This is a genomic window from Pelagibaculum spongiae (assembly GCF_003097315.1).
GTDB lineage: Bacteria > Pseudomonadota > Gammaproteobacteria > Enterobacterales > Pelagibaculaceae > Pelagibaculum > Pelagibaculum spongiae.
The window spans coordinates 315,475-340,812 of the sequence record NZ_QDDL01000004.1; the positions used below are offsets into that span (position 1 = coordinate 315,475).

A 25,338-nucleotide genomic window follows, 5' to 3' on the forward strand; every position below is an offset into this window, starting at 1 on the left:
CTCAAATAAAAAAGCCTGCACCTCTTAGTTAATTTTTAACTCGAAGTGCGGGCTTTTTCATAATGAAGATCACTTTGGCTAACTAAAGCACCGTTCTTTTAAACGGCGGCAAACTATTTAACAGCTGCTTTCCATAGGCTTTAGAAGTTAAACGTCGATCGAGCATAGTAATTCGACCGGTGTCTTCTTCACTTCGCAATAATCGGCCGCTGGCCTGAATCAGCTTAACGCTGGCATCAGGTAGAGCGATGTCAAAAAATGGTTTGCCGCCATTGCTGCTTATCCAATCTGCCAAAGTCGCGCCGACTGGGTCATCAGGCACCGCAAAGGGAATTTTTGCGATTACGACATGGCTTAAATAGTTGCCTGCTAAATCAATTCCTTCGGCAAAACTGGCCAATCCAAAAATTAAACTGCCTTTGCCTTGATCAATTCTATCCCGGTGTTTTTTTAGCAGTTCCGCTTTACTGGTATTGCCTTGCACCAATAACAAATCTTTCCAGTCAGCAGGCAACTGCTCTGCCACTTGTTCCATTTGCCGCCGGGATGAAAACAACATCAAAGTCGCTTCTTTATCATCCAAAAGCTTTGGTAATATCTGAACAATCTCTTTTGTATGTTCTTCAGGGCGGCTGGGTTCTGACTGCATTCGCGGCAAAACCAGTTCACCATTCACTGCATAATCAAACGGGCTGGGTACTGCCATGCTCGGTACTTCCCAAGGCAAACCACTTCGCTTTATCAGTCGATCAAACTTACCTAACGCAGTTAAAGTAGCAGATGTTAAAATCGCGCCAAAGCATTGAGACCAAAGGGTCATTCTTAAATTTTCAGCTGCAGAAACCGGACTGATATTTAAACGCAACTCATCGGCATCTTGCTCACTGCGGGCAACCCAACGCGCCATCGGCGGCTTGCCTTCAGGATCTTTAGTTAAATATCCCTGCCACAAGCCAATAATTTCCTGATTTCGCATCACCAACATAGACGTTAGCGGCAACCAGTTTTCAGCCTGCTGACGAGGCATATCACCATCGTCATCTTCCAGTGAGCTTTCGACAATTTTGTGCCACCGCTCGAAGATTTTATGAATCAATTCATGGCGACGTTTCATATCCAAAGAAAGCTGCTGCAATTCTTCTGGCACATCTGGAGCAAAGCGAATTTGTTCATTAGGGCTACTATCTTGCCAGCCTAAAGTGCGCAAATAATCGGAAAGGGTTTGGTAGCCTTCTCGCAGCAAATCAACCTGCCCTGGTAATTGCTGCATTCGCTCTTGCATGGTGATTGGGCTGGCAAGGTCTTTGAACATTTTGCTCAAGCCCTTTTGCGCTTGATCTAACCAAGTTCGTGTTTGGCGAACACCTAGATTGCCAGCAAAATGTTGCAAGGTTTTATCTGGCAAATGGTGTGCTTCATCTATTACATAAATCGTATCTTCCGGCGCAGGCAAAATCATGCCGCCACCTAAAGACAAATCAGCCAGCAATAAATCCTGGTTGGCGATAATAATATCGGCATCTTCAGCTTCATTACGCGCCAGAAAAAATGGACACTGCTTAATAAAACCACAACGACGACCCAAGCAACGATGATGGTCGCTGGTAATCGGCCGCCAGTCAGCATCTGCTAGCGGTCTTTCTAGCGAATCTTTATCACCATCCCAATCTTTGGCTTCAAAAGTTTCTTGGAGTTCGCGGTAGCGCTGTAATTTATATTCGCTAGGTTGGTCGCTGGAGTAACCAAAAAAATCAGCCATTGATGACTGATCCATTTGCTGATCCAGTGTTTTATATAAATTAGATGGACATAAATAACGGCCACGACCTTTCGCCAGCGCATAGGTAAAAACTGCACTGGTTTTTTCCCGCAACAGCGGCAAATCCTTATTGAGGATTTGCTCCTGTAGCGCAACCGTTGCCGTCGCAACCAAAAGCTTTTTATTGCGCGCTTTTGCGATTGGCAAGCCCGCCACCAAATACCCTAAGGTCTTTCCGGTACCTGTGCCGGCTTCAATCACGCATATGTGATTTTCACCTAGTCGTTTTCCTTTACTATCACAACCAATCCCACCGACGGTTCGAGCAATGGTGGCTACCATTTGCTTTTGGCCTTGGCGTGGTTTGAATCCGGTGTTTTTGAGCAGTTCCGAGTAAGTGTGCTGGATCTGCTTTTTCAATGTATCTGTCAGCATGGCGGGGATTCTAGTGGAACTTACCGGGATTCTCTACTAGATCAGAGGGGAGGTGAAGTTATTAAGGTAAAGGAATACTTTTGGATATTACAGTTATTAGCGCCAAACAGCGTTTTATAAATGAATTTACAATTGCGATCAACCGTATCATTTCAAAGCTCCTAATCGCTAATTTCCAAGAAGGTGTTACCGTTGCTTCAGACTACAACACCTCCCCAAAGACCGAAGCATTACACATACAAGCAACATTGGCGCATGCTTGCGCAGCAAGCCATGACACTAAAAAATTAAAACAATCTGATATGAGTTTTTCAGAAGCGACAATGGTGAAAACAGGAGAACGCATCTATTTAAGCTCACAACGCAACAAATCTACCCCCATCATTTGTGATACAGCAGCATGCTTGGCTTTGTATCTGGCGCACCAATGCATAGCTCGCTATGGGCACGCTGAAATAATAAATGATTCGCGTTCTCGTCATACCTGGTTATTAGTTAACCGAAATCTAACAAGCTCAATAACCATGCCTCACACTTGGGGCGGTGAATCTTTTATTGTTGACATTTGGCAGCCTATTGCAAAAAACGGGCTAATTACTAGTACTAGAAAAAAAACTTCAATGGAACTTGCTGGCGAAGCATTTTTTCTCGCACAATCAAGATCCTGCGTTGATATAGGTTTAGATTTAGATAAAATACTATCGGTTGCAGTATTGTCTATTTTCGAGCCAACTTAACCTCTTCATAAAAACAACTTGAATCTCTCTTTCTGCTACTGCAGCATCGCTTTTAATAAATAATCAATTGAACTGCTTTATAGGTATCCCTTCCGTGAAAATCTTTTCATTCAATATCAATAGCGTTCGCGCCCATATGCACCAGTTGCAAGCGCTAATCGAGACCCACCAGCCAGATGTGATCGGCTTGCAGGAGACCAAAGTTCAGGATCATGATTTCCCTATCGAGCAGATTGAAGCGATGGGTTATCACAGCGAATTTTGTGGTCAAAAGACCCATTACGGTGTCGCTATTCTCAGCAAGCAAAAGCCTTTATCTGTCAGAAAAGGTTTTGCCAGTGACACTGAAGAATCACAAAAGCGTTTAATTAGCTGTGATTTTCAAGTAGGTGGCCAAGTAGTCACTGTAATTAATGGCTACTTCCCTCAGGGCGATAGCATTAAGCACGAAACCAAATTTCCGGCAAAGCGTAAGTTCTATGCCGATTTAATGGTTCATTTAGAGCAATATCAGCCTGAACAAAATGTCATTGTGATGGGCGATATCAATATCTCACCGACTGATGATGACATCGGAATTGGTGAGCCTAACCGTAAGCGCTGGCTAAAAACCGGCAAATGTAGTTTTCAACCAGAAGAAAGGGAATGGCTACAGAATTTACTAGATTGGGGATTCGTTGATAGTTTCCGCCAGCTAGAGCCTGACACCATTAAATACAGCTGGTTTGATTATCGCAGCAAAGGCTTTGATGATGAGCCGAAACGCGGCTTGAGAATTGATGTGATACTGGCAAGCAATAATCTGGCGCCCTCTGCGACTGAGTCAGGGATTGATTACGATAATCGCGCAATGGAAAAACCGTCAGATCACGCGCCTATTTGGACTAATTTCGAGTTAAATCAGCCCTAACTACTTCCAATCAAAAACAGCTGCTCGATGCTAATTGTTGCATAAGGGCTCACAGAAGATAGTGCCTCTTGAAAGCAACGTCTGAGTATTGAAATTAACTGCATAGCCAGGTGTGCCTTAAGGCATACCCGGGTTTATATGCTTTATTGCAGTGATTGGTAAAAATATAGCGACTAATACAAAGACCCTGACTGTTAAACAATCAGCTATACAATTCTTCCAAGACAACTCCTGCAATTCCCTACAAGACAACCCCAAAAAACATTATTTACAATGAGTTATATGACAGTAAAGATATTGGTTTATTAGTATACTAAAGCGGCAAATTCACCTGATGCAGCTACACTGGAAAAACAATGTTGCAGAGTTTACTTTATGAGCGGATCAAACCATTCTGATTTTGAAAATGAATTCACTGAATGGCAGGAAGCCTTAGATGATTACAAAAAACACCACGGAAAAGAGTTAACTCGACAGTTAATTCTTCGCTTACAGCAACATCTGCTGGATCAAGGCGATTCAGAATCCGCCTCAATATTGCAAACTCCCTACCTAAACAGTATCCCTCACTCAAAACAGCCGCCCTACCCTGGCGATCTAGAGCTAGAGCACAAGCTAGAAAATATTATTCGCTGGAATTCTATCGCCATTGTATTGAAAGCAGCCGATAGCGGGCTCGGGTTGGGTGGTCATATATCAACCTACCTGTCGGCTTCAACCATGATGGAGGTAGGTCTTAATCATATTTTCCAGTGCCAAAATGAACAATATGGTGGAGATACCGTTATTTTTCAGCCGCATGCTGCACCGGGTGTTTATGCTAGGGCATTTGTAGAAGGACGATTGAGTGAAGCGCAACTACTTGATTTTCGTCGGCAATTACAACCATCTGGCGGTTTAAGTTCGTACCCGCACCCACGGCAAATGCCCGAATTTTGGTCAATACCTTGCGCCTCAATGGGGCTATCAACTCCGACTGCAATCTACATGGCTCGCTTTGAGCGCTATTTGGAAAATCGTCAATTAAAAGCAAAAGATGGCGGTAAAACTTGGTGCTTTATCGGCGATGGTGAAAGCGATGAGCCAGAAGTGCTAGGCAGCATCCGCATGGCATCAAGAGAGCAACTAAATAATTTAGTTTTGGTGGTAAATTGCAATCTACAAAGATTAGATGGACCGGTTCGTGGTAATGGAAAAATCATTCAAGAACTTGAACGTAGTTTTTTAGGCTGCGACTGGGAAGTAATTAAAGTTATTTGGGGTAGCGGCTGGGACGCACTATTAGACAATGACCATTCTGGGTTATTACGCCAAAGAATGGAGCAGGCAAGAGATGGTGATTATCAGTTTTTTTCTGCATTGTCAGGTAATGCGCAGCGTGAATTATGGATCGGTGATAACCCCCAGCTAAAAGGATTAATGGAATCACTGAGCGATGATGAAATAAAACAAATTCGGCGTGGCGGACAAGATCCTTCAAAGTTATTTGCTGCATATAAAAAAGCACAGCAAAGCCAAGACAAACCAGTGGTTATTTTAGTTAAAACCGTTAAAGGACTGGGGCTTGGCAGCTCAGGGCAAGGTCTAAACAATGCCCATCAAAAAAAGCAGTTAAAACCTGAAGAACGGCTAAGAATTGCTCGTGAATTGGGCATTCCTTTAAGCGATCAGCAAATCATTGCAGCGGATTTTTACAAGCCCGCTGATTCTGACCCAGTAATGCAATATTTACATTATCGTCGCAAAAGATTGGGCGGCTATATTCCAGAAAGAAAACTGCCACAACAAAAGTTTTCGGTGGCTGATTTGCCATCGCAACTCAACAATGATCCGTCTAGAGAAACATCGACCACTGCTCAAATGGTCAAATTGCTCGGTTGCTTAATAAAAGATCAGCATATTGGAAAAAACATTGTGCCGATTGTTCCAGATGAAGCGCGAACTTTTGGATTGGAAGCGCTATTCGCAAAGTCAGGCATTTACTCACCCCAAGGCCAGCAATACACTCCGGTCGACCATCGTTCGTTGCTTCCATATAAAGAATCTATTGATGGGCAAATCTTGCAAGAAGGCATTTGTGAAACCGGCGCTATGGCTTCATTTCTTGCTGCTGGCTCGGCTTATTCACGGCACAATATAGCCTGCGTTCCTTTTTATTTTTTCTATTCAATGTTCGGATTTCAACGGGTTGGCGACATGATTTGGTCGGGTGCAGACATGCTATGCCAAGGCTTTCTTCTTGGAGGCACTGCTGGAAGAACCACTTTAAATGGTGAAGGGTTACAACATCAGGATGGCCATTCGCCCTTGTTAGCTGAAACAGTCCCGAATTTAAATATTTACGATCCTGCCTTTGGTTATGAGTTAGCAGTCATTGTTGAAGATGGCATTCGCCGGATGGGAGAAAACCAGCCTGATTGTTTGTATTACTTAACCATTTACAACGAAAAATACTCAGCGCCAGATTTACTGTTAACCCAGCAAATCAAACAGCAAATTATCCGTGGAATTTATCAGATCGAATCACATGCAGAATCAAATATTCATTTATTAGCCAGTGGTCCTATCGTTAATCAGGCACTCAAAGCATCAAAGACGCTGCAAGGCGTCAATGTATGGAGCGTTACTAGCTGGAGTCAAATTTATCGAAGCCTTAAAGATAAAACGATCAAACAGCCAAATTGGCTAAAGGCATTATTTCCAGAAGATGCCGAAATAATACTATTGAGTGATTACATGCAAGCAATTCCAAACATGATCCGCCCCTGGCTACCTAAAAACTGCCAAACCTACGGCGCAGATGATTTTGGATTGTGTGATGGAAGAGATCAATTGCGAGAGCGGCTTGGGCTTAATGCAAAATCAATAGTCGACAATTTAAGGCAGAAGCCAGCGCAAAGGTGATGCACTTGCGATCAAATGTTACCTTTTATCTATTGAGATATAAATTTATTTAGCAACGACTTGTCAGCTATCTGCCAAGCAAGAACTTCTAATTTCAAATAGTTATAAAAACTCATCTATTAATAACTTAAAGTTTGTGACCCACTGCTCCTCGCTTATGCCAAGTAGTTGGCAGCAGGGATCTGTGATCTGGCTAATCTTAATCCCACTAGCTTGTTTAGTATGAGGTAAAAGGTCATGCAGGTTAAAGCGAGAATAATAGCGCAAGAAGTTAACAACCAGACTCGTTTGGAAATGTATCGCCAGCGGCTAGATCTTTATAGCCAATGCAACAAGCAAATGAGTGCGATTGAGTTCCCTGTATTGGTTGACCGCTGCTTGCCTTTACCATCACGAATTCGCCATCAGTTATCCAGCTGAATTTGCTTGCAATAAAACAAATTTAATACCAAAAGGGCTCTTTTATAGAACCCTTTTTTAATGCCTTGAAAAGCAAAAGCGAGCGCTGTTGCAGAAGCGATAAAATTCAACTGCAAGTCGCTTCAGCGGTATATTACATGCAGTTAAGTAACAACATGTAAAAATAAAATTAAGACAGTTGAAAAGTAACAACGAATCACCTTATCATCTGGTTATGAGCTGATTACAGCTGCTTTTTTAATGCTGCACTTGCCGCAAAATTTTGACAATTTCTGGATCAATCGCTCACAAGAGGCCATGCCGATGAATCTCAAAGATCTAATATCCAATACCGCTGCGCAACATAAAGAATTTGGACTATTGACAGAAGAGAATCTCAATTCAAAGCTCCAGCAATTCGCACTAACCAACACTCATTTAACCGAATACCAAGCACGCACAGAAGTATTGAGCCAAATCCTTAACGACTCAATTGGCTCACTTGTTGAAACCTGGACGGGTAAATAACGACTGCTAACTGAGCACCATTTCTAGAACAATTAACCGTTGCAACCTTCCGTTTGCAGCGGTTTTTTTATTTACAGGGATGTAATGTATTTCGCATGGAGGCAGGATGCCGGTGCGGTATTTACAGGGATGTAATGTATTTCGCATGGAGGCAGGATGCCGGTGCGGTATTTACAGGGATGTAATGTATTTCGCATGGAGGCAGGATGCCGGTGCGGTATTTACAGGGATGTAATGGAGCTGCCCACCAAACAAAACAGCCGCAACAAGTTAACTTGTTGCGGCTGTTTTTAGTTAAAGCTTGAACAGATGATTCCGCACTAGCTTAACCGACGTTGATTTACTCGGCTGAACTGTTAGCGCCTTGCTTTGCTAAGTACAACCAAGTTTCCAACACAGAGTCAGGGTTTAGAGAAACGCTGTCGATCCCCTGCTCCACCAACCACTGGGCAAAATCGGGGTGATCCGACGGCCCCTGGCCACAAATACCGACGTATTTGTTTGCTTTACGGCAGGCTTGAATCGCCATTGCCAGCAGCTTTTTAACCGCAGGATTTCGCTCATCAAACTTGTCAGCAATAATGCCTGAATCTCGATCCAGACCCAGTGTTAACTGAGTTAAATCGTTAGAGCCGATAGAGAAACCATCGAAGTATTCCAGGAACTCTTCAGCCAGCAAGGCATTAGATGGCAATTCGCACATCATGATCACACGCAGACCATTTTCACCGCGCTTAAGACCATTCTGCTCCAGTAATTCGATAACACCGGCCGCTTCATCTAGGTTGCGCACGAACGGAATCATAATCTCGACATTGGTTAAGCCCATTTCGTTACGGACTTTTTTCAATGCGCGACATTCCAGCTCGAAACATTCACGGAAATCAGCAGACAAATAACGCGATGCACCACGGAAACCGAGCATTGGGTTTTCTTCTTCCGGCTCGTATAACTTGCCGCCGACCAAATTGGCATATTCATTCGACTTAAAGTCAGACATACGCACAATCACTTTCTGATCGGCAAATGCTGCAGCCAAGGTCGAAATACCTTCTGCTAAACGTTCAACATAGAAGGTTACTGGATCAGCATAACCCGCCATCATCGGCTTAATCGCATTTTGCAAATCGGCAGAAATTCGATCGAACTGCAACAGCGCTTTCGGGTGAACACCAATCATCCGGTTGATAATAAATTCTAATCGCGCCAAACCAATACCCGCATTGGGTAATGAAGCAAAACTGAAAGCACGGTCCGGATTACCCACGTTCATCATTACCTTAAGAGGTAAGTCAGGCATTTGTTGCAAATCGATTTTATCTAGGCTGAAGTCCAACAAACCGTCATAAATAAAGCCTGTATCGCCTTCGGCACAAGAAACCGTCACCTGCTGGCCAGCTTTTAACTGTTTGGTCGCGTCACCACAACCAACCACCGCGGGAATACCTAATTCACGCGCGATAATCGCTGCGTGACAAGTACGTCCACCCCTGTTAGTGACAATGGCAGAAGCACGTTTCATCACCGGCTCCCAATCTGGGTCGGTCATGTCGGTCACCAGCACATCACCTGGCTGGACATCATCCATCTGGTCAATGTCTCGTACCAAACGAACCGGACCGGCACCAATCCGCTGGCCAATGGCTCGGCCTTCAATAATCACTTCAGCACCCTTACTTTCAATGCGGAAGCGTTCCATTACCTGGGCGTTGTCGCGGCTTTTTACTGTTTCAGGACGCGCCTGCAACACATAAATATGGCCATCAACACCATCAATTCCCCATTCAATATCCATCGGGCGCTGGTAATGGTTTTCAATGATCAAACCGACTCTAGCTAATTCTTCGACCTGAGCATCGGTCATACAGAATTGCTGGCGGTCGGCTTCGGCGACATCAACCGTGGTGACAGATTTACCTGCCTCTGCGGCTTCACCGTAGATCATTTTAATTAATTTACTGCCAATAACCCGGCGCAAAATTGCAGGCTTGCCCGCATTCAAGCAAGGCTTACTGACATAGAATTCATCGGGATTAACCGCACCCTGAACTACCATTTCGCCCAAGCCCCAAGATGCAGTAACAAACACCGCATCACGGAAACCCGACTCGGTATCCATGGTGAACATCACGCCGGACGCGCCAATATCACTGCGAACCATTCGCTGGACACCGGCAGACAACGCCACTTCAAAGTGGTCAAAGCCTTGGTGAACGCGATAGGAAATCGCCCGATCATTGAACAAAGAAGCAAACACTTCCTTGATCGCATAGCGGATATTATCCAGCCCTTGAATATTGAGGAAAGTTTCCTGCTGACCCGCAAAGCTGGCATCCGGTAAATCTTCTGCGGTAGCCGAGGAACGAACCGCAAACGCTAGATTATCGCCTTCACGCTCAACTAAACGCGCATAAGCCGATTCCAGCGATTGATCCAATGCATCGGTAAACGGTGCATCCATAATCGCCTGTCGAATTTCCTTACCTGCCGACATCAATGCTGCAACGTCATCAACATCCAAAGTCTCTAGCTTGTCACGAACCAACTGGTTCAGACCTGCCGACTCAAGAAATTCCCTATAAGCATGTGCAGTGGTTGCAAAACCACCCGGGACCCGTACACCAACGCCAGAAAGCTGACTGATCATTTCGCCCAGAGATGCGTTTTTACCGCCTACGCGGTCAACATCCTGCATGCCCAACTCTTCGAACCAAAGGATATACTCGTGCAACGTCCTGATCTCCATTAAGCAACCGTTTTTCAAAGTAAATGTTTAGTCAGTTCGATCACGTCAAAAGCAATTACTTCAATCTCAATCTATCGCTGGTTTTATAAAAAACGAGGTTATTGTTGTTTTCAGTTCACTAGCCCTGAAGCTCACATCTTAAAATGCTTGGGTATGTAGAGTCCCAAATATCGCCATAGTTCGTAATGAATTGATGCGAAACCAACTGGTAGCAACGCTTCGCAGCAAAAAGTTACTTGTGAGGTCATGACTGACTCAGTAAGCTGGGCGCCAATGGCTCGGGATGTTACCCAAATTTCATACAGTTGCACAGGCAGGAATACAAATGGGCAGAACAGCGTTTATTATTTCCGATCGAACAGGAATCACCGCAGAAATGCTCGGTCACAGCCTAATGACCCAGTTTCCTCTGCAATTCGAACAAGTAACCTTACCATTTGTAGACACCCCAGATAAGGCGCGAGACGCTGTCAGACTAGTCAATGAGGCTACTTTAAGAGATGGCGCTCAAGCGATCGTTTTCGCGACTATAGTCGATCGAACAATTGGCGAAATTATCGCAACTGCTAACGCAGTCAGCATCGATTTTTTTCGGAGTTTTATAGGACAACTGGAAGATACGCTGGGTTTAGAGGCGAGTGCCGAAGTCGGTGCAGTCCATCCAGCAACCGACAGCCATCAATACGAAACACGAATAGAAGCGATCAACTATTCACTGGCTAATGATGACGGCGCCCGAGTCCGTGATTACGACAAAGCCGACATTATTTTAGTTGGAGTATCTCGAAGCGGAAAAACACCAACCTGCCTTTATCTAGCAATGCAGTTTGGTCTTAAAGCAGCTAACTACCCCTTTACCGAAGATAATTTCAGCGATACCGACCAGCTCACCTTGCCAAAAGAGCTTCGCCCCCATCGAAACAAACTGTTTGGCTTGACCATCGAAGCAGAACGACTGCACGCCATTCGCAACGAGCGTCGTGCCAACAGCCGCTATTCCTCAAGAAATACCTGTTACCAAGAAGTGCGTGACCTAGAAGCGTTATTTGTGAGAGAACGCATCCCGCATATTTCCACCACCCAGCGCAGCATCGAAGAGCTCGCCACCAAAATTATTCAAGAATCCGGGGTGCAAAGGCATTTGGCTTAAAACACCGCAACAACGTAGGTTTGATGAGTTCCAACGAAATCAGACATCTGGCGGTACACTCCCAAAGTGTCTGATTGCGCCTGTGGCTTATCAAACCTACGAAAACATAAGGTTAGGCGTTAATTAAATCGGAATCCGCACCCAGCCTTCCATTAAAATTCGCGCACTACGGCTCATTACCGCCTTTTTTGCAATCCATTGACCATCCAGTTGTTCAGCCTCTGCACCTACGGTCAGGGTTCCGGAAGGATGACCAAAACAAACTTGGCTACGTTCGTTGCCACCAGCTGCGGCATTCACCAAAGTGCCCGGAATTGCGGCGGCGGTAGCAATTGCAACTGCGGCAGTGCCCATCATGGCGTGGTGTAGTTTGCCCATTGAAAGCGCTCGAACCAACAGGTCTATGTCGGTGGGTTGAATATTTTTTCCACTGGAGCTGGTGTAATCCAATGGCTGGCCAACAAAAGCGACTTTGGGCGTATGTTGCCTTTGTGCAGCTTGTTCAATATTTTCAATTAAACCCATTTTAAGCGCACCGTGCGCTCGAATAGTTTCAAACATTTCAAGCGCTTTGGGATCATTGTTAATTTGATCCTGTAACTCGGTTCCGTTATAGCCAATCGCTTTAGCTTCAATGAAAATCGTTGGGATTCCGGCGTTAATCATGGTCGCTTGCAAGCTGCCAACACCGGGAACCTCTAGCTGATCAACTAAATTGCCGGTGGGAAACATACTGCCGACACTATCGGAAGGATCGAGAAATTCAACCTTGATTTCCGCCGCAGGGAAAGTGACCCCGTCTAATTCAAAGCTACCGGTTTCTTGCACTTGGCCGTTGCTAATCTGCACATGGGCAATGATGGTTTTTTGAATATTGACCTGAAAAATTCTAACCGTTGCCCACCCATTGACTGGAATTCGTGATGGATCAACCAAGCCTTGTTCAATTGCAAACGCACCGACTGCTGCCGATAAATTACCGCAATTGCCACTCCAATCGACAAAGGCTTTATCAATTGCAACCTGGCCAAATAGATAATCGACATCGTGATCGGCTTGCTGGCTTTTACTAACGATCACCGTTTTGCTAGTGCTAGATGTTGCGCCACCCATGCCGTCGGTTTGCTTGCCGTAAGGGTCTGGGCTGCCAATCACCCGTAACAACAAATTATCACGAGCTTCACCTGCAACCTGCGCCGCTGGCGGCAAATCTCCAAGCGAGAAAAATACACCTTTGCTGGTGCCGCCACGAATATAGGTTGCCGGGATTTTTATCTGTGGTGCGAATGACATTTTTTTATCCTTTTTGTGCAACAGATAGCTTTGCTGAAACCCTTGGTCATTCTCGCCAGAGATTAGCGGGGACCCAGAAACAGAGAAGTTAAAGCCGCCAACTCCAACTTTATTATTTTGACCTTACCATCCATGGCAACTGGGTGCCGTCATCCCTACTCGGGATGACGGCACCCAACAAATAGCAATTAAATTACGCTACATTTTCCGCCAAAAAATCCTTGGCGAAACGCTGCAATACACCGCCTGCTTCATATACCGAAACTTCTTCTGCGGTATCTAAGCGACAGGTTACTGGCACCTCAAGCGTTTGATTATTGGTTCGGCGAATGATCAGAATCATTTCAGCCCCCGGCGTTAACTCACCCTGTACGTCGAAGGTTTCGGTTCCATCAATTTGGTAGGTGTGGCGAGTTTCACCCGCTTTAAATTGCAGCGGCATCACGCCCATACCCACCAAGTTGGTACGATGAATTCGTTCAAAACCTTCGGCAACAATTGCCTCAACACCCGCTAGCCGAACACCCTTTGCCGCCCAATCTCGAGAAGATCCTTGGCCATAATCGGCACCTGCAACAATGATTAATGGCTGTTTGCGCTGCATATAGGTTTCAATTGCTTCCCACATTCGGCTCTCGTTGCCTTCCGGTTCAATTCGAGCCAGCGAACCTTGCTTTATTTCACCGCCAGTATCTCGAACCATCTCATTGAGCAATTTCGGATTGGCAAAAGTTGCTCGCTGGGCGGTTAAATGATCACCGCGGTGGGTGGCGTAGGAATTAAAGTCTTCCTCGGGCAAACCCATTTTATCGAGATAGGCACCGGCGGCGCTATCAAGCAAAATGGCATTGGAAGGCGATAAATGATCGGTGGTGATGTTATCGCCCAGCACGGCTAGCGGCCGCATACCTTTTAAATCTCTTTTACCCGCTAGTGCGCCTTCCCAATAAGGAGGCCGGCGAATATAGGTACTAGTTTCGCGCCAATCATAGAGCGGACTTTCTGCTTGCTCTATGGTGCCTAAATCAAACATCGGGATATAAATTTGTTTGAACTGCTCAGGTGTGACGCTTTCTGCCACGATCGCGTCAATTTCTTCGTCAGTTGGCCAAATGGTTTTCAAGGTAATCGGGTTATTTTGTTGGTCGTAACCCAAAATATCTTTTTCAATATCAAACCGGATAGTGCCAGCAATTGCATAGGCCACTACTAGCGGCGGCGAAGCGAGGAAAGCTTGCTTGGCGTAGGGATGAATTCTGCCATCGAAATTGCGATTACCAGAAAGCACTGCAGTGGAATAAAGATCGCGCTCGATGATTTCTTGCTGGATTTTTGGATCCAATGCGCCGCTCATGCCATTACACGTCGTGCAGGCAAAACCGACAATACCGAAACCCAGTTTTTCCAGTTCAGGCAATAGCCCCGATTTTTCTAAATAAAGTTGGGCCACTTTTGAACCTGGCGCAAAAGAAGTTTTCACCCAAGGTTTGCTGATCAAGCCTAATTGATTGGCTTTTTTTGCCACCAACGCAGCCGCCACCACATTGCGAGGATTACTGGTGTTGGTACAGCTGGTGATCGCCGCAATAATCACCGCACCATCGGGCATTTTTCCGTCTGCTTCTTCGGCTTGCGCTTTGTCTAGATCGACCGCGATACCGCGATTGACCAATTCGGAAGTCGGTAAACGTCGATGGGGGTTAGACGGTCCAGCCATGTTTCGGCAGACACTGGATAAATCAAAAGTCAGCTTTCGCTCATATTGCGCATTTTTTAAACTGTCAGCCCACAACCCGGTGGTTTTTGCGTAGTGCTCAACCAATGCTACTTGCTCGGGTTCGCGTCCGGTAAGTTTTAAGTAATCAATTGTTTGCTGGTCGATATAAAACATACCAGCCGATGCGCCAAATTCTGGCGTCATATTAGAAATCGTCGCTCGATCACCAATGGTCAGTTTTGCTGCACCTTCACCGAAAAACTCCAGATAACTAGAAACAACCTTCTGCCCTCGCAAAAACTCGGTAATCGCCAGCACAATATCGGTAGCGGTAATGCCAGGTTGGCGCTGACCGGTCAGTTCAACACCTATGATATCGGGCAATCGCATCATCGATGGTCGGCCCAACATGACGGTTTCAGCTTCTAGGCCACCCACGCCAATTGCGATAACGCCCAGTGCGTCAACATGCGGCGTATGGCTGTCGGTGCCGACGCAAGTATCGGGAAAAGCAATGCCTTGGTTGGCCTGAATAACCGGTGACATTTTCTCTAAATTAATCTGATGCATGATGCCGTTGCCGGCGGGAATGACATCGACATTTTTAAATGCGGTTTTGGTCCATTCAATAAAATGAAACCGATCTTCATTACGTCGATCTTCTATGGCACGGTTTTTATCAAAAGCGCCCGGGTCAGATCCGCCATGCTCAACCGCCAGCGAATGATCAACAATCAGCTGAGTTGGTACCACCGGGTTCACTTGCGCCGGATCACCGCCCTGCTCGGCAATTGCATCACGCAAACCGGCTAAATCAACCAGTGCGGTTTGCCCAAGAATGTCATGGCAAACCACGCGGGCCGGATACCATGGGAAATCCAAATCGCGCTTTTGGTAGATAATTTGTTTTAAGGCATCGGTCAGATTTTCTGGCTGGCAACGACGCACCAGATTTTCTGCCAAAATTTTTGCGGTATAAGAGAGCTTGTCGAAACTACCGGGCTGAATATCTTCAATGGCCTGTCGACTATCAAAATATTCCAGTGTGGTGCCAGCAAGTGGCTTGCGGTATGCGCTATTCATACACAACCTTTTTTTTATCTATGCGTAGGTTTGATGGGTGCTAGCGAAATCAGACATTGATCAACTCAGTGCTAACTGCTGCTTGACTGCGCCTTCGGCTTATCAAACCTATATACATAACGGCGAAAACCCATTTGAGCCACAATCGCCATAAATGAAAATGGGAGCACAAGCTCCCATTATTAATTCAATAATTAACCGCGATCTTCAATTGCAATCCAATCGGCGCTATCTGGCCCGGTATATTCAGCACTAGGACGAATAATCCGATTATTAGCCCGCTGCTCTTTTATATGTGCAGTCCAACCGGTAACCCGCGACATAACAAAGATTGGCGTGAACAATTTAGTAGGAATGCCCATAAAATGATAAGCGCTGGCATGATAGAAATCGGCATTGGGAAATAATTTTTTCTCACGCCACATCACCTGGTCAACCCGCTCAGAAACCGGGAATAAAGTGGTGTCACCGACTTGCTCTGCCAATAACTTTGACCATTGCTGGATAATCGCGCTACGTGGATCGTTGGTGCGATAAATCGCATGACCAAAGCCCATGATTTTATCTTTACGCTGCAACCGGCCCATAATTTCACGTTCAGCTTCATCGGGTGATGACCATTGCTCGATCATTTCCATCGCAGCTTCGTTAGCACCACCATGCAATGGGCCACGTAAGGTTCCAATCGCACCGGTAACCGCAGAGTGAATATCGGTCAATGTAGATGCCGAGACGCGCGCCGTGAAAGTAGACGCATTGAATTCGTGTTCCGCATATAAAATCAGCGAAGCGCTCATTACTTGAGCATGCAGTTCAGATGGCTGCTCGCCGGTCAGCATATGCAGGAAGTGGCCGCCGATTGTTTCATCATCGGTTTCGGTTTCAATTTCAACGCCGTCGTGGCTGAAGCGATACCAGTAACAAATAATCGATGGAAAAACCGCCAGCATTCTTTCAATGGCATGGTCTTGCTGAGAAAAATCAGCTTCTTGTTCTAAATTACCGAGCATTGAACAACCCGTTCGCATCACATCCATTGGATGTGCGGAAGCAGGAATCTGCTGTAAAACAGTTTTCAATGCTTGGGGTAAGCCACGCATTGATTTTAAACGGGCGTTATATTCAGCTAACTGCTTGGCTGTCGGCAAACTTCCGTACTGCAGTAACCAGGACACTTCTTCGAACGCAGCTTTTTCGGCCAACTCACTTATGTCATACCCGCGATAAGTCAGACCTGAACCTGATTTTCCTACGGTACATAAGGCGGTTTCACCGGCGACTTGACCACGCAAGCCTGCTCCGGTTAAGGCCTTCTCTACTGGTTTCTTCTCCATTGGGACAACCTCCAGTTATATTTTTTCAATGCTGTAATTATTTTTGTTTTTGTTCAGCGAATAATTTATCTAACTTATCTTCATAATGGTGATAACCAAGATAGTCATAGAGCTCGCTTCGGGTTTGCATGCTATCGACCACCTGCTTTTGGTCACCCTCACTTAATATGCTGCTATAAACATTTTCTGCTGCACGATTCATCGCTCTGAATGCAGAAAGTGGGTACAACACCATATCTACACCGACATCGGCTAACTGTTTTTTATTAAATAATTCGGTTTGGCCAAATTCGGTAATATTCGCCAACAGCGGCACATCTGGGCCAAGCGCATCACGAAATGCTTGATATTGATCGAGTTGGGTTACCGCTTCAGCAAAAATGCCATCGGCACCTGCTGCTATATATTGCTTTGCTCGCTCAATCGCTGCAGCCAACCCTTCCTGAGCCAAAGCATCGGTACGGGCCATAATAAAAAAATCAGGGTCTGTTCGGGCATCAACAGCAGCGCGAATACGATCTTGCATCTCTTGTGTAGAAACAATTTCTTTATTCGGCCGATGGCCACACCGCTTTTGAGATACCTGATCTTCCATATGAACTGCCGCGGCACCGGCTTTGATCATTTCTTGAACAGTTCGTGAAATATTAAATGCACCACCCCAACCGGTATCGATATCGACTAGCAGAGGTAACTGACTGGCTGCTGTAATTCGGCGGACGTCTTCTAGCACATCATTTAGACTGGTTATCGCTAAATCAGGTAATCCGTAAGAAGCATTTGCAACACCGGCACCAGATAAATAAATTGCTTGATGACCAATTTTTTGCGCCATGGTCGCTGAATAAGCATTAATCGTACCCACAATTTGCAGTGGATTATTTTCGGTCAGTGCTTTTCGAAAAATAGCACCTGGAGAAAGGCTACGGGACATATTGGCACCCCTGGGCAGCAAATAAGTTATTGTTTGCATTAGATTGTTTTCTAATACTTGTTTTGCGACTTTTTGTTGTTATTTGTCGCATTTGTGCTGCGCATCATAACAGCCGCAACATCCATTTCCCAAATTGGGCTGTTCATTATCTGACCAATGCAGCTTGGCTGCATTTACACCTTAGTTTGATTGACTTTGACGACGAGTTCTGCATCCCAATTGATGGTGCTCAACGTTGGTTGTTATGGCTATTTCCTTAAGCGCTCAGGTAGGTATAATCCCGCACTTTTCGCCGTCAGAGTAGATTACTTTTTCTGACAGCTTATTACGATTTGAGTGTGGGTCTGTTCAATTGATCGTCTACAAAATTACCAATACCCAAACCGGACAAATTTATTTCGGCTCTTCCCGTGAAGACGATGTCGAGCAAATCTGGGCCAGACTGGTTAACGCCGCTAACAATGGCTTGGATTTTCCGTTGTATAAAGAAATCCGCATCCACGGTGAAGACGCTTTTGAAGCAGATGAGTGGGGCTGTGCCGACACCTCATCTGAATTGCGTGAATTGGAACGTGAAGCTTTAGAAGATACGCCGGACGCTCGTAGTCTCAAAGGCTATCGTCTCAAAGCGGAATCCGATGCACCTGCTAGAAGAAGCAAGCCGGTATCCGATGATGTCCGCGCATTGTTTCGCGACATCATTGACGTTGAAAAAGAACAGCCGCCCCAGTTGCGACGCAAAAAAGTTGCGCTGCCAACGGCAGCTCAACCAGAAAGTGAGCTAGGTCTGAGTTCGGTCAGCCAACCGGCCAAAACAGCTATCGCTCAGCCGACTGCTAACGAATTTACTAGGCCCGAGCCCATTGCTGCCCCTGCGATCACTCCAGTGCCATCAATTGCCGCCGAAGTAGCTGCTGTTAGCGAGCCCAATGAACCTGAACCTGAAACTGTTGCAGAGCCAGAAGATACATCGGCCAAGCACACCACAGCGACTGAGATTCGATCTGGTGCAGTTCGTGGGATTACTCGAACATTGCCAGCAGGCCCAGGGTTAGTTCGTCACGCTAACCGCAGCACTAGCCGCGAGCTATTGAAGAATAAACTGCAAAAAACGCGCAAAGAAGCTGCCGCAGCACCAAAAACTAATATCGAAGATATAAAAGATGAAGCGCAGCGCGATCGCTTGATCCTGACGCGTGCGGCAAAAGAAAAAGCCGCAGCAGATGAAATGAAAAAAGTTTTGGCTCGAATTCACACCAAAGCCAATTCGATGAAAAAATGTAACCAGCCGCGTAAGAAAGCTGCTAGCAAGAAAAAGACTGAAAGTGCTGCAGCAATTGCCGCTGCCAACACCGAAGCAACGGCTCAGCCAGCAGCAATGTCGATTCCCGATGGTTTGTCCAAGGAAGAGAAGCAAAAACGCATCAAACTGATGATGGCGGAAAAGAAACGTCAATCAGAAGCACAAAAGAAAGAACTACAAAGCAGTCAAGCTGACACAATGAAAGCCCTGCTGGCTGACATTAGCTTGCGCAGAAAACCTGCTAAGCCTGAAGTAAAAGCAGAGACAACAACTGTTGAAGTAACCGCTTTTGAAGCAGCAATCACCAGTGGCGTCACTTTAGACCCGCAGGTGTTGGCTAGCAATACTGCAGTCGAACAAACACACCGTCAGCCAGCCAAGCCTCATCCGTTGACTGAACTGGTGTCGCCTGAGCAAATTGCTGAGTCAGCCGCAGTTGAAGTTGAGCATGCGAACCACTGCGCGGCAGCTACAGCCAAAAGCACGGCAGCAACAGCTCAATCTGTCGACCGTAGTACTGCCACCTCTGACGATGAAATCACACGCAAAGTTGCCAGCAACAAGGATGCCATTAAAGCCATGTTGCTGGCGGCGGCAGCTGAATTGGAAGCTGAGCGCGTGGCAAAAGCGCAAACCGTTTGCGAAAAAGATCGAGAGAATCGTCAGGCTAAAGCCATTAAAGCCATGTTAGCCGCAGCGGCTGCTGAACTGGATACCGAGCGAAATCAGCCTGCCCCCGTTGAGCCTGCAGCCGAAGCTAGCCAACCAGCAGCCGTGGTAGAACAAACTTTAGCGCCAGTAGCTAACACTGAAACAGCGGAAAAAAAAATAGTTGACGATCTAGCCGTCGTTGCTAACAACCAGGCTGACGACCAAACAAAAATGCATCAAACGGCTGAAAGTAACCGCGATGATGCAGTAGCGTCTGAAAGAGAGGCACTACAAAGCACACAGCAAGCCGCTTCTATCAAAGCAATGCTTATCGCTGCCGCGGCAGAAGTTGAAGCAGAAAACCAAGGCTTGCAGAGCCAAGTTGTTGCAACTCCTGAAGTAGCTAGCAACAGCGAACTTGCTGCAACAGAAACTAAAACCAGCTTAATGGCTGCCCAACCATTAATTGCTAATACGCCAGCGGCAGCACGCTCTCATATGCAAGCAGCTGATGAATTTATCGCCCAAGCGACAAAAGCACAGCAAGCCTTGCTTGAGGCTAACGCCGTTAAGCAAAGCAGCCCGACTAACAAACGATCGCCTGCAAAAGTCGAAAGCAAATCTGCGAGAAATCGTCGGATTAAAGAAATGCTTTCTTTGGAAAAACAACGGGTTGAGCAAGAAAAGCAAAGTAGAATATCAAAAGAATCTGAAGAGATGCATGCGATATTAGCTCGAATTGACGCCCGAAAGAGCGCAGGAAAAGTTAAAAAGCCCGCTGCAAGCAAAACCGCAGCAGCAAAGAAAAAACCTGTTGAAAAAGCACCGACTGCAATCACGCCAGATGCGATCAATATTTCTGGCAGCGGTTTATTTGGCGGCAACAACAGCGCAAATATTGGCAGCAAAAAAGCTGAAAAAACTGAAGATGGACACTCCAGCGAAATGCAGAAAATCCTTTCAGGATTAGGTAATCGTGCGCGAGGGTTTGGCGGAAGAAATTAGTTTTTTACTTTTCTCTTGATCGATAAAAAACCCGGTGATTGCCGGGTTTTTTTATAGGCGTAATTAAGTGATTGATAATATATTTTCTTTGCTACCTTTCCGCTTTCCCAACTATGGAAACTACAGAAATGGAAATTCAAACAACCAAGGAACAAGCAGCCCTCACGCAGCTACTCACTGCGTTAGAATTATTTAGCCAAGAGAACTACATCTCTACAGTGACCTTAGCTGGAGCTGCTGAAGAAATACTAGGAAAGCTAGCTTCTCGAGAAAACACTTCTAAAAGCGCCTTTGAAGGGCTCGCACAAAACCTCCACAACAACCACCCTCAACATGAAGTTAAAGCAATCAAAGCTAGATTAAATCAAAGCAGAAACGCCCTAAAGCATGCGACATCCATAGATGAGGATGTGTTCTCGATAAACCCAAGACTAGAAGCGATATCGATGATCTGCAGAGCACTAACAAATTACCTCACCCTAAAAAAGGATTTACCAAAAGAAGGTAAAGATTTCTTTGAGAAATGCTATTTAGAGATCATGGGCGAAGCGAAAACTATTGAATAGAAAGTAAAGAGCCCTCCCCAGCCAAAACTGTTATTTTTTTGTATTTGGAACGGGTAACGAGGCTCCTGATTCACAGGAAAGAGTGTGACCTCGACTTTGGCAAGGTCGCGTCCTACCAGCTGAGCCATACCCGCTTAGTCTTGCGGTTCGAAGTAACTTTCGTTTCAAGATACCACTCGTTTAATTTACTTTCTTACACACGAAAAAAAACCAAGCCCGAAGACTTGGTTTTTTTGTGTTTGGAGCGGGTAACGAGGCTCGAACTCGTGACCTCGACCTTGGCAAGGTCGCGCTCTACCAGCTGAGCTATACCCGCTTGATCTTGCGATTCGAAGTAACTTTTGTTACTTCAAGCTTTCAGGATGCCAATCCTGAACACTTAGAAAATTGGAGCGGGTAACGAGGCTCCTGATCTACAGGAAATAGTGTGACCTCGATCTTGGCAAGGTCGCGCTCTACCAGGTTAACTACCCAACTTACGTCGTGCTATTTGAAGTAACGATTAATTACTACAAATATCTTAATTTGGAGCGGGTAACGAGGCTCGAACTCGTGACCTCGACCTTGGCAAGGTCGCGCTCTACCAGCTGAGCTATACCCGCTTGATCTTGCGATTCGAAGTAACTTTCGTTGCTTCAAGCTTTCAAGATGCCACTCTTGAACACTTGCATCAGTAAGCTAATTTTCGCTTGCCTACTTCGCCCTAGTTAAAGAGCAGTCCCTGTCGGAACGGGCGCTAATAATACGTATTTCCGCGTATTATTCAAGCGCCGTACCGCAAGGAATGCAGATTATTCGCTAGATCCAGACAACTGGTCGATCAGATTATTTAGCTTTTCAGAAAAATCTCCATCAGTTTCCAGTTGATAGTGATCTTTCACTGCAGCTTGGCCAATCAGCAATAAAACCAAACCTGCGTTGGTATAACTCTCAATCAACCGCTCTTGCAGCTCACTACCTAGCCCAAGCTGTCGGTTATCGAGGATCGCGCTGTAAATTCCGGCATCAAATAAACGACGCTCAACTAATTTACTGACCTCTTCCGCTCGCTCACCTTCAAGTGCAATCACTGCAGGTGAATGACCCAACCGAGCTTGGCGTTCTGACAAAGTCACCGGAGATAATTGTGCACCGTCATCAACCGCGCTCAAAATCATGCCTGCGCCAATCGTTACATTGGTCAGCCGGTCAATAACAATGAAAGAACCCGTACCGCGGTTGTTTTGGTAAGCATCAAATGCCAGCGGACGGTTAACGGTAAATTCACATACTGCAATTTCATTTAATTGCAGCTGCTCAGCAGATTGCTGCTCTAGTGAATTCACATCGATCTTGTGATTGATTGCAGTAAACGAACCCGGAGTTACCGTGGTTGCTTGTTTGATCAGGTACTGTTTGCCTGGCTGCATAACGTCTTCAGCCATCCACACTACATGTGCTTTTAACTTCTGACTCACCTGACAAGGATTATCCGCCCGAACCAACATATCGCCACGGCTAATATCAATTTCATCTTCTAGAGTGACGGTGACAGCCTGACCCGCAAAAGCCCGCTGCAAATCACCATCGGCAGTAACGATTGATTTTACATGACTCGATTTTCCAGACGGCAATACTGAAACTTGGTCGCCCGGCTTGATGACGCCAGAAGCAATCGTGCCGCAATAACCGCGGAAATCCAGATTAGGACGATTAACGTATTGCACCGGCAAACGGAAATCATCGAAATTTTTATCGTTAGCGATTTTTACCGTTTCAAGAATTTCCATTAGTGGCTTACCCTGGTACCAGGGAGAACGCTCGCTAACGCTGACCACATTGTCGCCATCTAATGCTGAAATCGGTACAAACTGAATGTCACCAAAAGTCAGATTGTCAGAGAACTCTAAATAATCCGCTTTAATCGATTCATATACCGATTGATCAAAATCTTTTAAATCCATTTTATTAATCGCGACAACGATATGTTTAATACCGAGTAGCGAAGCAATAAAACTATGGCGGCGCGTTTGCGTCATCACGCCATAACGGGCATCAATCAAAATAATTGCTAAATCGCAGTTAGATGCACCGGTTGCCATATTGCGAGTGTACTGCTCATGACCCGGGGTGTCGGCGATAATAAATTTGCGTTTATCTGTCGAGAAATAACGGTAGGCAACATCAATCGTGATGCCCTGCTCTCGTTCAGCTTGCAAACCATCAACCAGCAATGCCAAATCGAGTTTTTCGCCGGCATTACCCATGCGATCACTGTCTTTGGTAACGGCTGCCAGCTGATCTTCATAAATCATTTTTGAATCATGCAGCAAACGGCCGATCAGGGTACTTTTGCCGTCGTCAACACTGCCGCAAGTTAGCAGCCGCAACAGTTCTTTTTGCTCATGTTGGTGCAAGTATTCGTTTATATCTTCAGCGATCAGTTCAGATTGGTGGCTCATATCAAATATCCAGCAGCAGTTAGCCTATTAGCGTCAGTCACAGTATTTTTTGCGCACTTTTTTAAAATTACGCAGCAAAGAATTAAGCTAGAAATAACCTTCCTGCTTTTTCTTCTCCATCGAACCTGCCGAATCATGGTCGATCATTCGACCTTGGCGCTCCGATGTTTTGGTCAACAGCATTTCCTGAATCACATCAGTTAATGAAGTCGCATCAGACTCCACTGCTCCCGTTAATGGGTAACAACCAAGCGTTCTGAAACGGACCATTTTGTGCTGAATTTCATCTTTATCTTCAATCGGCATCCGATCATCGTCGACCATAATCAGCGCACCATCGCGCTCAACGACCGGACGTTCTTTAGCCAGATACAAAGGAACAATTGGAATTTGTTCTAGATGGATGTATTGCCAAATATCTAACTCAGTCCAGTTGGATAATGGGAAAACTCGAATGCTCTCGCCTTTATCCACCCGGCCATTAAAAATATTCCACAGCTCAGGGCGTTGGTTTTTTGGATCCCAGCGATGGTTTTTATCGCGGAAAGAATAAACCCGCTCTTTTGCGCGAGCTTTCTCTTCATCTCGACGTGCACCACCAAAGGCAGCATCAAAGCCGTATTTATTTAAAGCCTGCTTCAAGCCTTGGGTCTTCATCACGTCGGTATGGGTCGCACTACCATGAACAAATGGGTTCATTCCCATCGCCATGCCTTCTGGATTCTTGTGCACTAGCAACTCGAAGTCGTACTTCTTTGCCATTTTCTCGCGAAACTCGATCATTTCGCGGAACTTCCAATCAGTATCAACATGCATCAACGGAAAAGGAATCTTGCCAGGAAAGAATGCCTTTTGTGCTAGGTGCAGCATCACCGAGGAATCTTTTCCGATTGAATACAACATCACCGGATTGTCGAACTCAGCAGCGACTTCGCGAATAATATGGATGCTCTCGGCTTCCAACTGTTTTAGGTGGGTCAGGAAATTCTTATCCATGAGTCCAATTCTGAAAAACTGAATGGACAATGAATATAACAAATCAAATCACATTATAAGAAGAGTGTTTTTTATATCATTTTAGAATATACATACAATCGCAGTGAATTCAGCTAGCAATTTATTCGCAGATAAACCCAGTCTGGTTAATACTCTGGGTAGTTTAAGGCGGCTGAGTTGATGCAGTCAGGATCGTCTGATACGGATCGTTAGACAAAAACAGGAATGAAACATGAAACGCAAGCTATGGATTGGCGCAACTTCAGTGTTAGTTTTTAGCAACCAACTGATGGCCCAGGCAGAAACTGCCAGTCAGCCATCAGGCACTTTGGATGCAATCACATTGCTAGTAGTTCTAGCATTTCTGCTTTGGCGCGGCTTCAACCCACGCTAGCCATCAAATAAGCACCTTTAATGTAGGTCGGACTCACCAACGAAATGTCACGC

Annotated in this window: 17 protein-coding genes and 2 tRNA genes; 9 read left to right on the plus strand and 10 right to left on the minus strand. The window is 45.6% G+C overall.

Annotated features, from left to right (window positions below; genetic code table 11):
- Nucleotides 1-82: 82 nt before the first annotated feature.
- A complete protein-coding gene (gene dinG / locus DC094_RS11915; RefSeq protein ID WP_116687335.1) occupies nucleotides 83-2,194 on the minus strand; it encodes an ATP-dependent DNA helicase DinG in 2,112 nt (703 codons plus the stop codon).
- An 80-nt stretch (nucleotides 2,195-2,274) separates the two neighbouring features.
- On the opposite strand from dinG, the gene DC094_RS11920 reads away from it, so the two are divergent.
- The 5 genes from DC094_RS11920 to DC094_RS11940 all read left to right on the plus strand — a co-directional run bounded on the left by DC094_RS11920 (nucleotide 2,275) and on the right by DC094_RS11940 (nucleotide 7,672).
- Nucleotides 2,275-2,931, plus strand: a complete 657-nt coding sequence (locus DC094_RS11920) for a hypothetical protein (protein ID WP_116687336.1) — start codon at nucleotides 2,275-2,277, stop codon at nucleotides 2,929-2,931.
- 94 nt (nucleotides 2,932-3,025) lie between these two features.
- Nucleotides 3,026-3,841, plus strand: a complete 816-nt coding sequence (xthA, locus tag DC094_RS11925) for an exodeoxyribonuclease III (protein ID WP_116687337.1) — start codon at nucleotides 3,026-3,028, stop codon at nucleotides 3,839-3,841.
- 375 nt (nucleotides 3,842-4,216) lie between these two features.
- A complete protein-coding gene (gene aceE / locus DC094_RS11930; RefSeq protein WP_116687338.1) occupies nucleotides 4,217-6,745 on the plus strand; it encodes a pyruvate dehydrogenase (acetyl-transferring), homodimeric type in 2,529 nt (842 codons plus the stop codon).
- 237 nt (nucleotides 6,746-6,982) lie between these two features.
- Nucleotides 6,983-7,165 (plus strand): hypothetical protein, encoded by a 183-nt coding sequence (locus DC094_RS11935; RefSeq protein WP_116687339.1) that lies wholly within the window; start codon nucleotides 6,983-6,985, stop codon nucleotides 7,163-7,165.
- A gap of 240 nt (nucleotides 7,166-7,405) precedes the next feature.
- On the plus strand, nucleotides 7,406-7,672 hold the full coding sequence (locus tag DC094_RS11940) for a hypothetical protein (RefSeq protein WP_116687340.1): 267 nt from the start codon (nucleotides 7,406-7,408) through the stop codon (nucleotides 7,670-7,672).
- A 340-nt stretch (nucleotides 7,673-8,012) separates the two neighbouring features.
- Here DC094_RS11940 and ppsA read toward each other — a convergent pair whose 3' ends face one another.
- Nucleotides 8,013-10,403 carry a phosphoenolpyruvate synthase gene (gene ppsA / locus DC094_RS11945; protein WP_116687341.1) on the minus strand — a complete coding sequence of 797 codons (2,391 nt, stop codon included), beginning with the start codon at nucleotides 10,401-10,403 and terminating at the stop codon, nucleotides 8,013-8,015.
- Nucleotides 10,404-10,743: 340 nt separating this feature from the next.
- Between ppsA and ppsR the strand changes: the two genes are divergently transcribed.
- Nucleotides 10,744-11,568, plus strand: coding sequence for a posphoenolpyruvate synthetase regulatory kinase/phosphorylase PpsR (gene ppsR / locus DC094_RS11950; RefSeq protein ID WP_116687439.1), 825 nt, complete (start codon nucleotides 10,744-10,746; stop codon nucleotides 11,566-11,568).
- A 123-nt stretch (nucleotides 11,569-11,691) separates the two neighbouring features.
- Here ppsR and prpF read toward each other — a convergent pair whose 3' ends face one another.
- From prpF to prpB, 4 genes are all read right to left on the minus strand, one after another.
- Nucleotides 11,692-12,861, minus strand: a complete 1,170-nt coding sequence (prpF, locus tag DC094_RS11955; RefSeq protein WP_116687342.1) for a 2-methylaconitate cis-trans isomerase PrpF — start codon at nucleotides 12,859-12,861, stop codon at nucleotides 11,692-11,694.
- Nucleotides 12,862-13,054: 193 nt separating this feature from the next.
- Nucleotides 13,055-15,661, minus strand: coding sequence for a Fe/S-dependent 2-methylisocitrate dehydratase AcnD (acnD, locus tag DC094_RS11960; protein ID WP_116687343.1), 2,607 nt, complete (start codon nucleotides 15,659-15,661; stop codon nucleotides 13,055-13,057).
- A gap of 194 nt (nucleotides 15,662-15,855) precedes the next feature.
- Nucleotides 15,856-16,995, minus strand: coding sequence for a bifunctional 2-methylcitrate synthase/citrate synthase (gene prpC, locus DC094_RS11965; protein WP_116687344.1), 1,140 nt, complete (start codon nucleotides 16,993-16,995; stop codon nucleotides 15,856-15,858).
- A 37-nt stretch (nucleotides 16,996-17,032) separates the two neighbouring features.
- Nucleotides 17,033-17,929, minus strand: coding sequence for a methylisocitrate lyase (gene prpB / locus DC094_RS11970; RefSeq protein ID WP_116687345.1), 897 nt, complete (start codon nucleotides 17,927-17,929; stop codon nucleotides 17,033-17,035).
- Nucleotides 17,930-18,281: 352 nt separating this feature from the next.
- Between prpB and DC094_RS11975 the strand changes: the two genes are divergently transcribed.
- Together DC094_RS11975 and DC094_RS11980 are read left to right on the plus strand one after the other, a co-directional pair.
- Complete coding sequence (locus DC094_RS11975; protein WP_116687346.1) at nucleotides 18,282-20,888, plus strand: GIY-YIG nuclease family protein; 2,607 nt, start codon at nucleotides 18,282-18,284, stop codon at nucleotides 20,886-20,888.
- A gap of 128 nt (nucleotides 20,889-21,016) precedes the next feature.
- Nucleotides 21,017-21,454, plus strand: a complete 438-nt coding sequence (locus tag DC094_RS11980) for a hypothetical protein (protein WP_116687347.1) — start codon at nucleotides 21,017-21,019, stop codon at nucleotides 21,452-21,454.
- 240 nt (nucleotides 21,455-21,694) lie between these two features.
- Here the strand turns inward: DC094_RS11980 and DC094_RS11985 are convergent.
- The 4 genes from DC094_RS11985 to cysD form a co-directional block, all read right to left on the minus strand.
- Nucleotides 21,695-21,770, minus strand: a tRNA-Gly gene (locus tag DC094_RS11985).
- Nucleotides 21,771-21,980: 210 nt separating this feature from the next.
- Nucleotides 21,981-22,056, minus strand: a tRNA-Gly gene (locus tag DC094_RS11990).
- A gap of 189 nt (nucleotides 22,057-22,245) precedes the next feature.
- Entirely contained in the window at nucleotides 22,246-23,895 is a 1,650-nt protein-coding gene (gene cysN, locus DC094_RS11995) for a sulfate adenylyltransferase subunit CysN (RefSeq protein WP_116687348.1), read from the minus strand.
- Between the two features lie 87 nt (nucleotides 23,896-23,982).
- Nucleotides 23,983-24,891: a sulfate adenylyltransferase subunit CysD gene (gene cysD, locus DC094_RS12000; protein ID WP_116687349.1), complete on the minus strand. Its 909-nt coding sequence runs from the start codon at nucleotides 24,889-24,891 to the stop codon at nucleotides 23,983-23,985.
- A 232-nt stretch (nucleotides 24,892-25,123) separates the two neighbouring features.
- Here cysD and DC094_RS22135 point away from each other — a divergent pair, with 232 nt between their 5' ends.
- On the plus strand, nucleotides 25,124-25,285 hold the full coding sequence (locus tag DC094_RS22135; RefSeq protein WP_158527310.1) for a hypothetical protein: 162 nt from the start codon (nucleotides 25,124-25,126) through the stop codon (nucleotides 25,283-25,285).
- The last annotated feature ends 53 nt before the right edge of the window (nucleotides 25,286-25,338 follow it).

Coding starts and splice junctions, on each gene's coding strand:
- prpF (WP_116687342.1), bottom strand. CDS start 12,861: ATGTCATTCGCACCACAGATAAAAATCCCGGCAACCTATATTCGTGGC.
- DC094_RS11980 (WP_116687347.1), top strand. CDS start 21,017: ATGGAAATTCAAACAACCAAGGAACAAGCAGCCCTCACGCAGCTACTC.
- acnD (WP_116687343.1), bottom strand. CDS start 15,661: ATGAATAGCGCATACCGCAAGCCACTTGCTGGCACCACACTGGAATAT.
- ppsR (WP_116687439.1), top strand. CDS start 10,744: ATGGGCAGAACAGCGTTTATTATTTCCGATCGAACAGGAATCACCGCA.
- prpB (WP_116687345.1), bottom strand. CDS start 17,929: ATGTCCCGTAGCCTTTCTCCAGGTGCTATTTTTCGAAAAGCACTGACC.
- aceE (WP_116687338.1), top strand. CDS start 4,217: ATGAGCGGATCAAACCATTCTGATTTTGAAAATGAATTCACTGAATGG.
- prpC (WP_116687344.1), bottom strand. CDS start 16,995: ATGGAGAAGAAACCAGTAGAGAAGGCCTTAACCGGAGCAGGCTTGCGT.
- dinG (WP_116687335.1), bottom strand. CDS start 2,194: ATGCTGACAGATACATTGAAAAAGCAGATCCAGCACACTTACTCGGAA.
- DC094_RS11935 (WP_116687339.1), top strand. CDS start 6,983: ATGCAGGTTAAAGCGAGAATAATAGCGCAAGAAGTTAACAACCAGACT.
- cysD (WP_116687349.1), bottom strand. CDS start 24,891: ATGGATAAGAATTTCCTGACCCACCTAAAACAGTTGGAAGCCGAGAGC.
- cysN (WP_116687348.1), bottom strand. CDS start 23,895: ATGAGCCACCAATCTGAACTGATCGCTGAAGATATAAACGAATACTTG.
- DC094_RS22135 (WP_158527310.1), top strand. CDS start 25,124: ATGAAACGCAAGCTATGGATTGGCGCAACTTCAGTGTTAGTTTTTAGC.
- DC094_RS11940 (WP_116687340.1), top strand. CDS start 7,406: ATGCTGCACTTGCCGCAAAATTTTGACAATTTCTGGATCAATCGCTCA.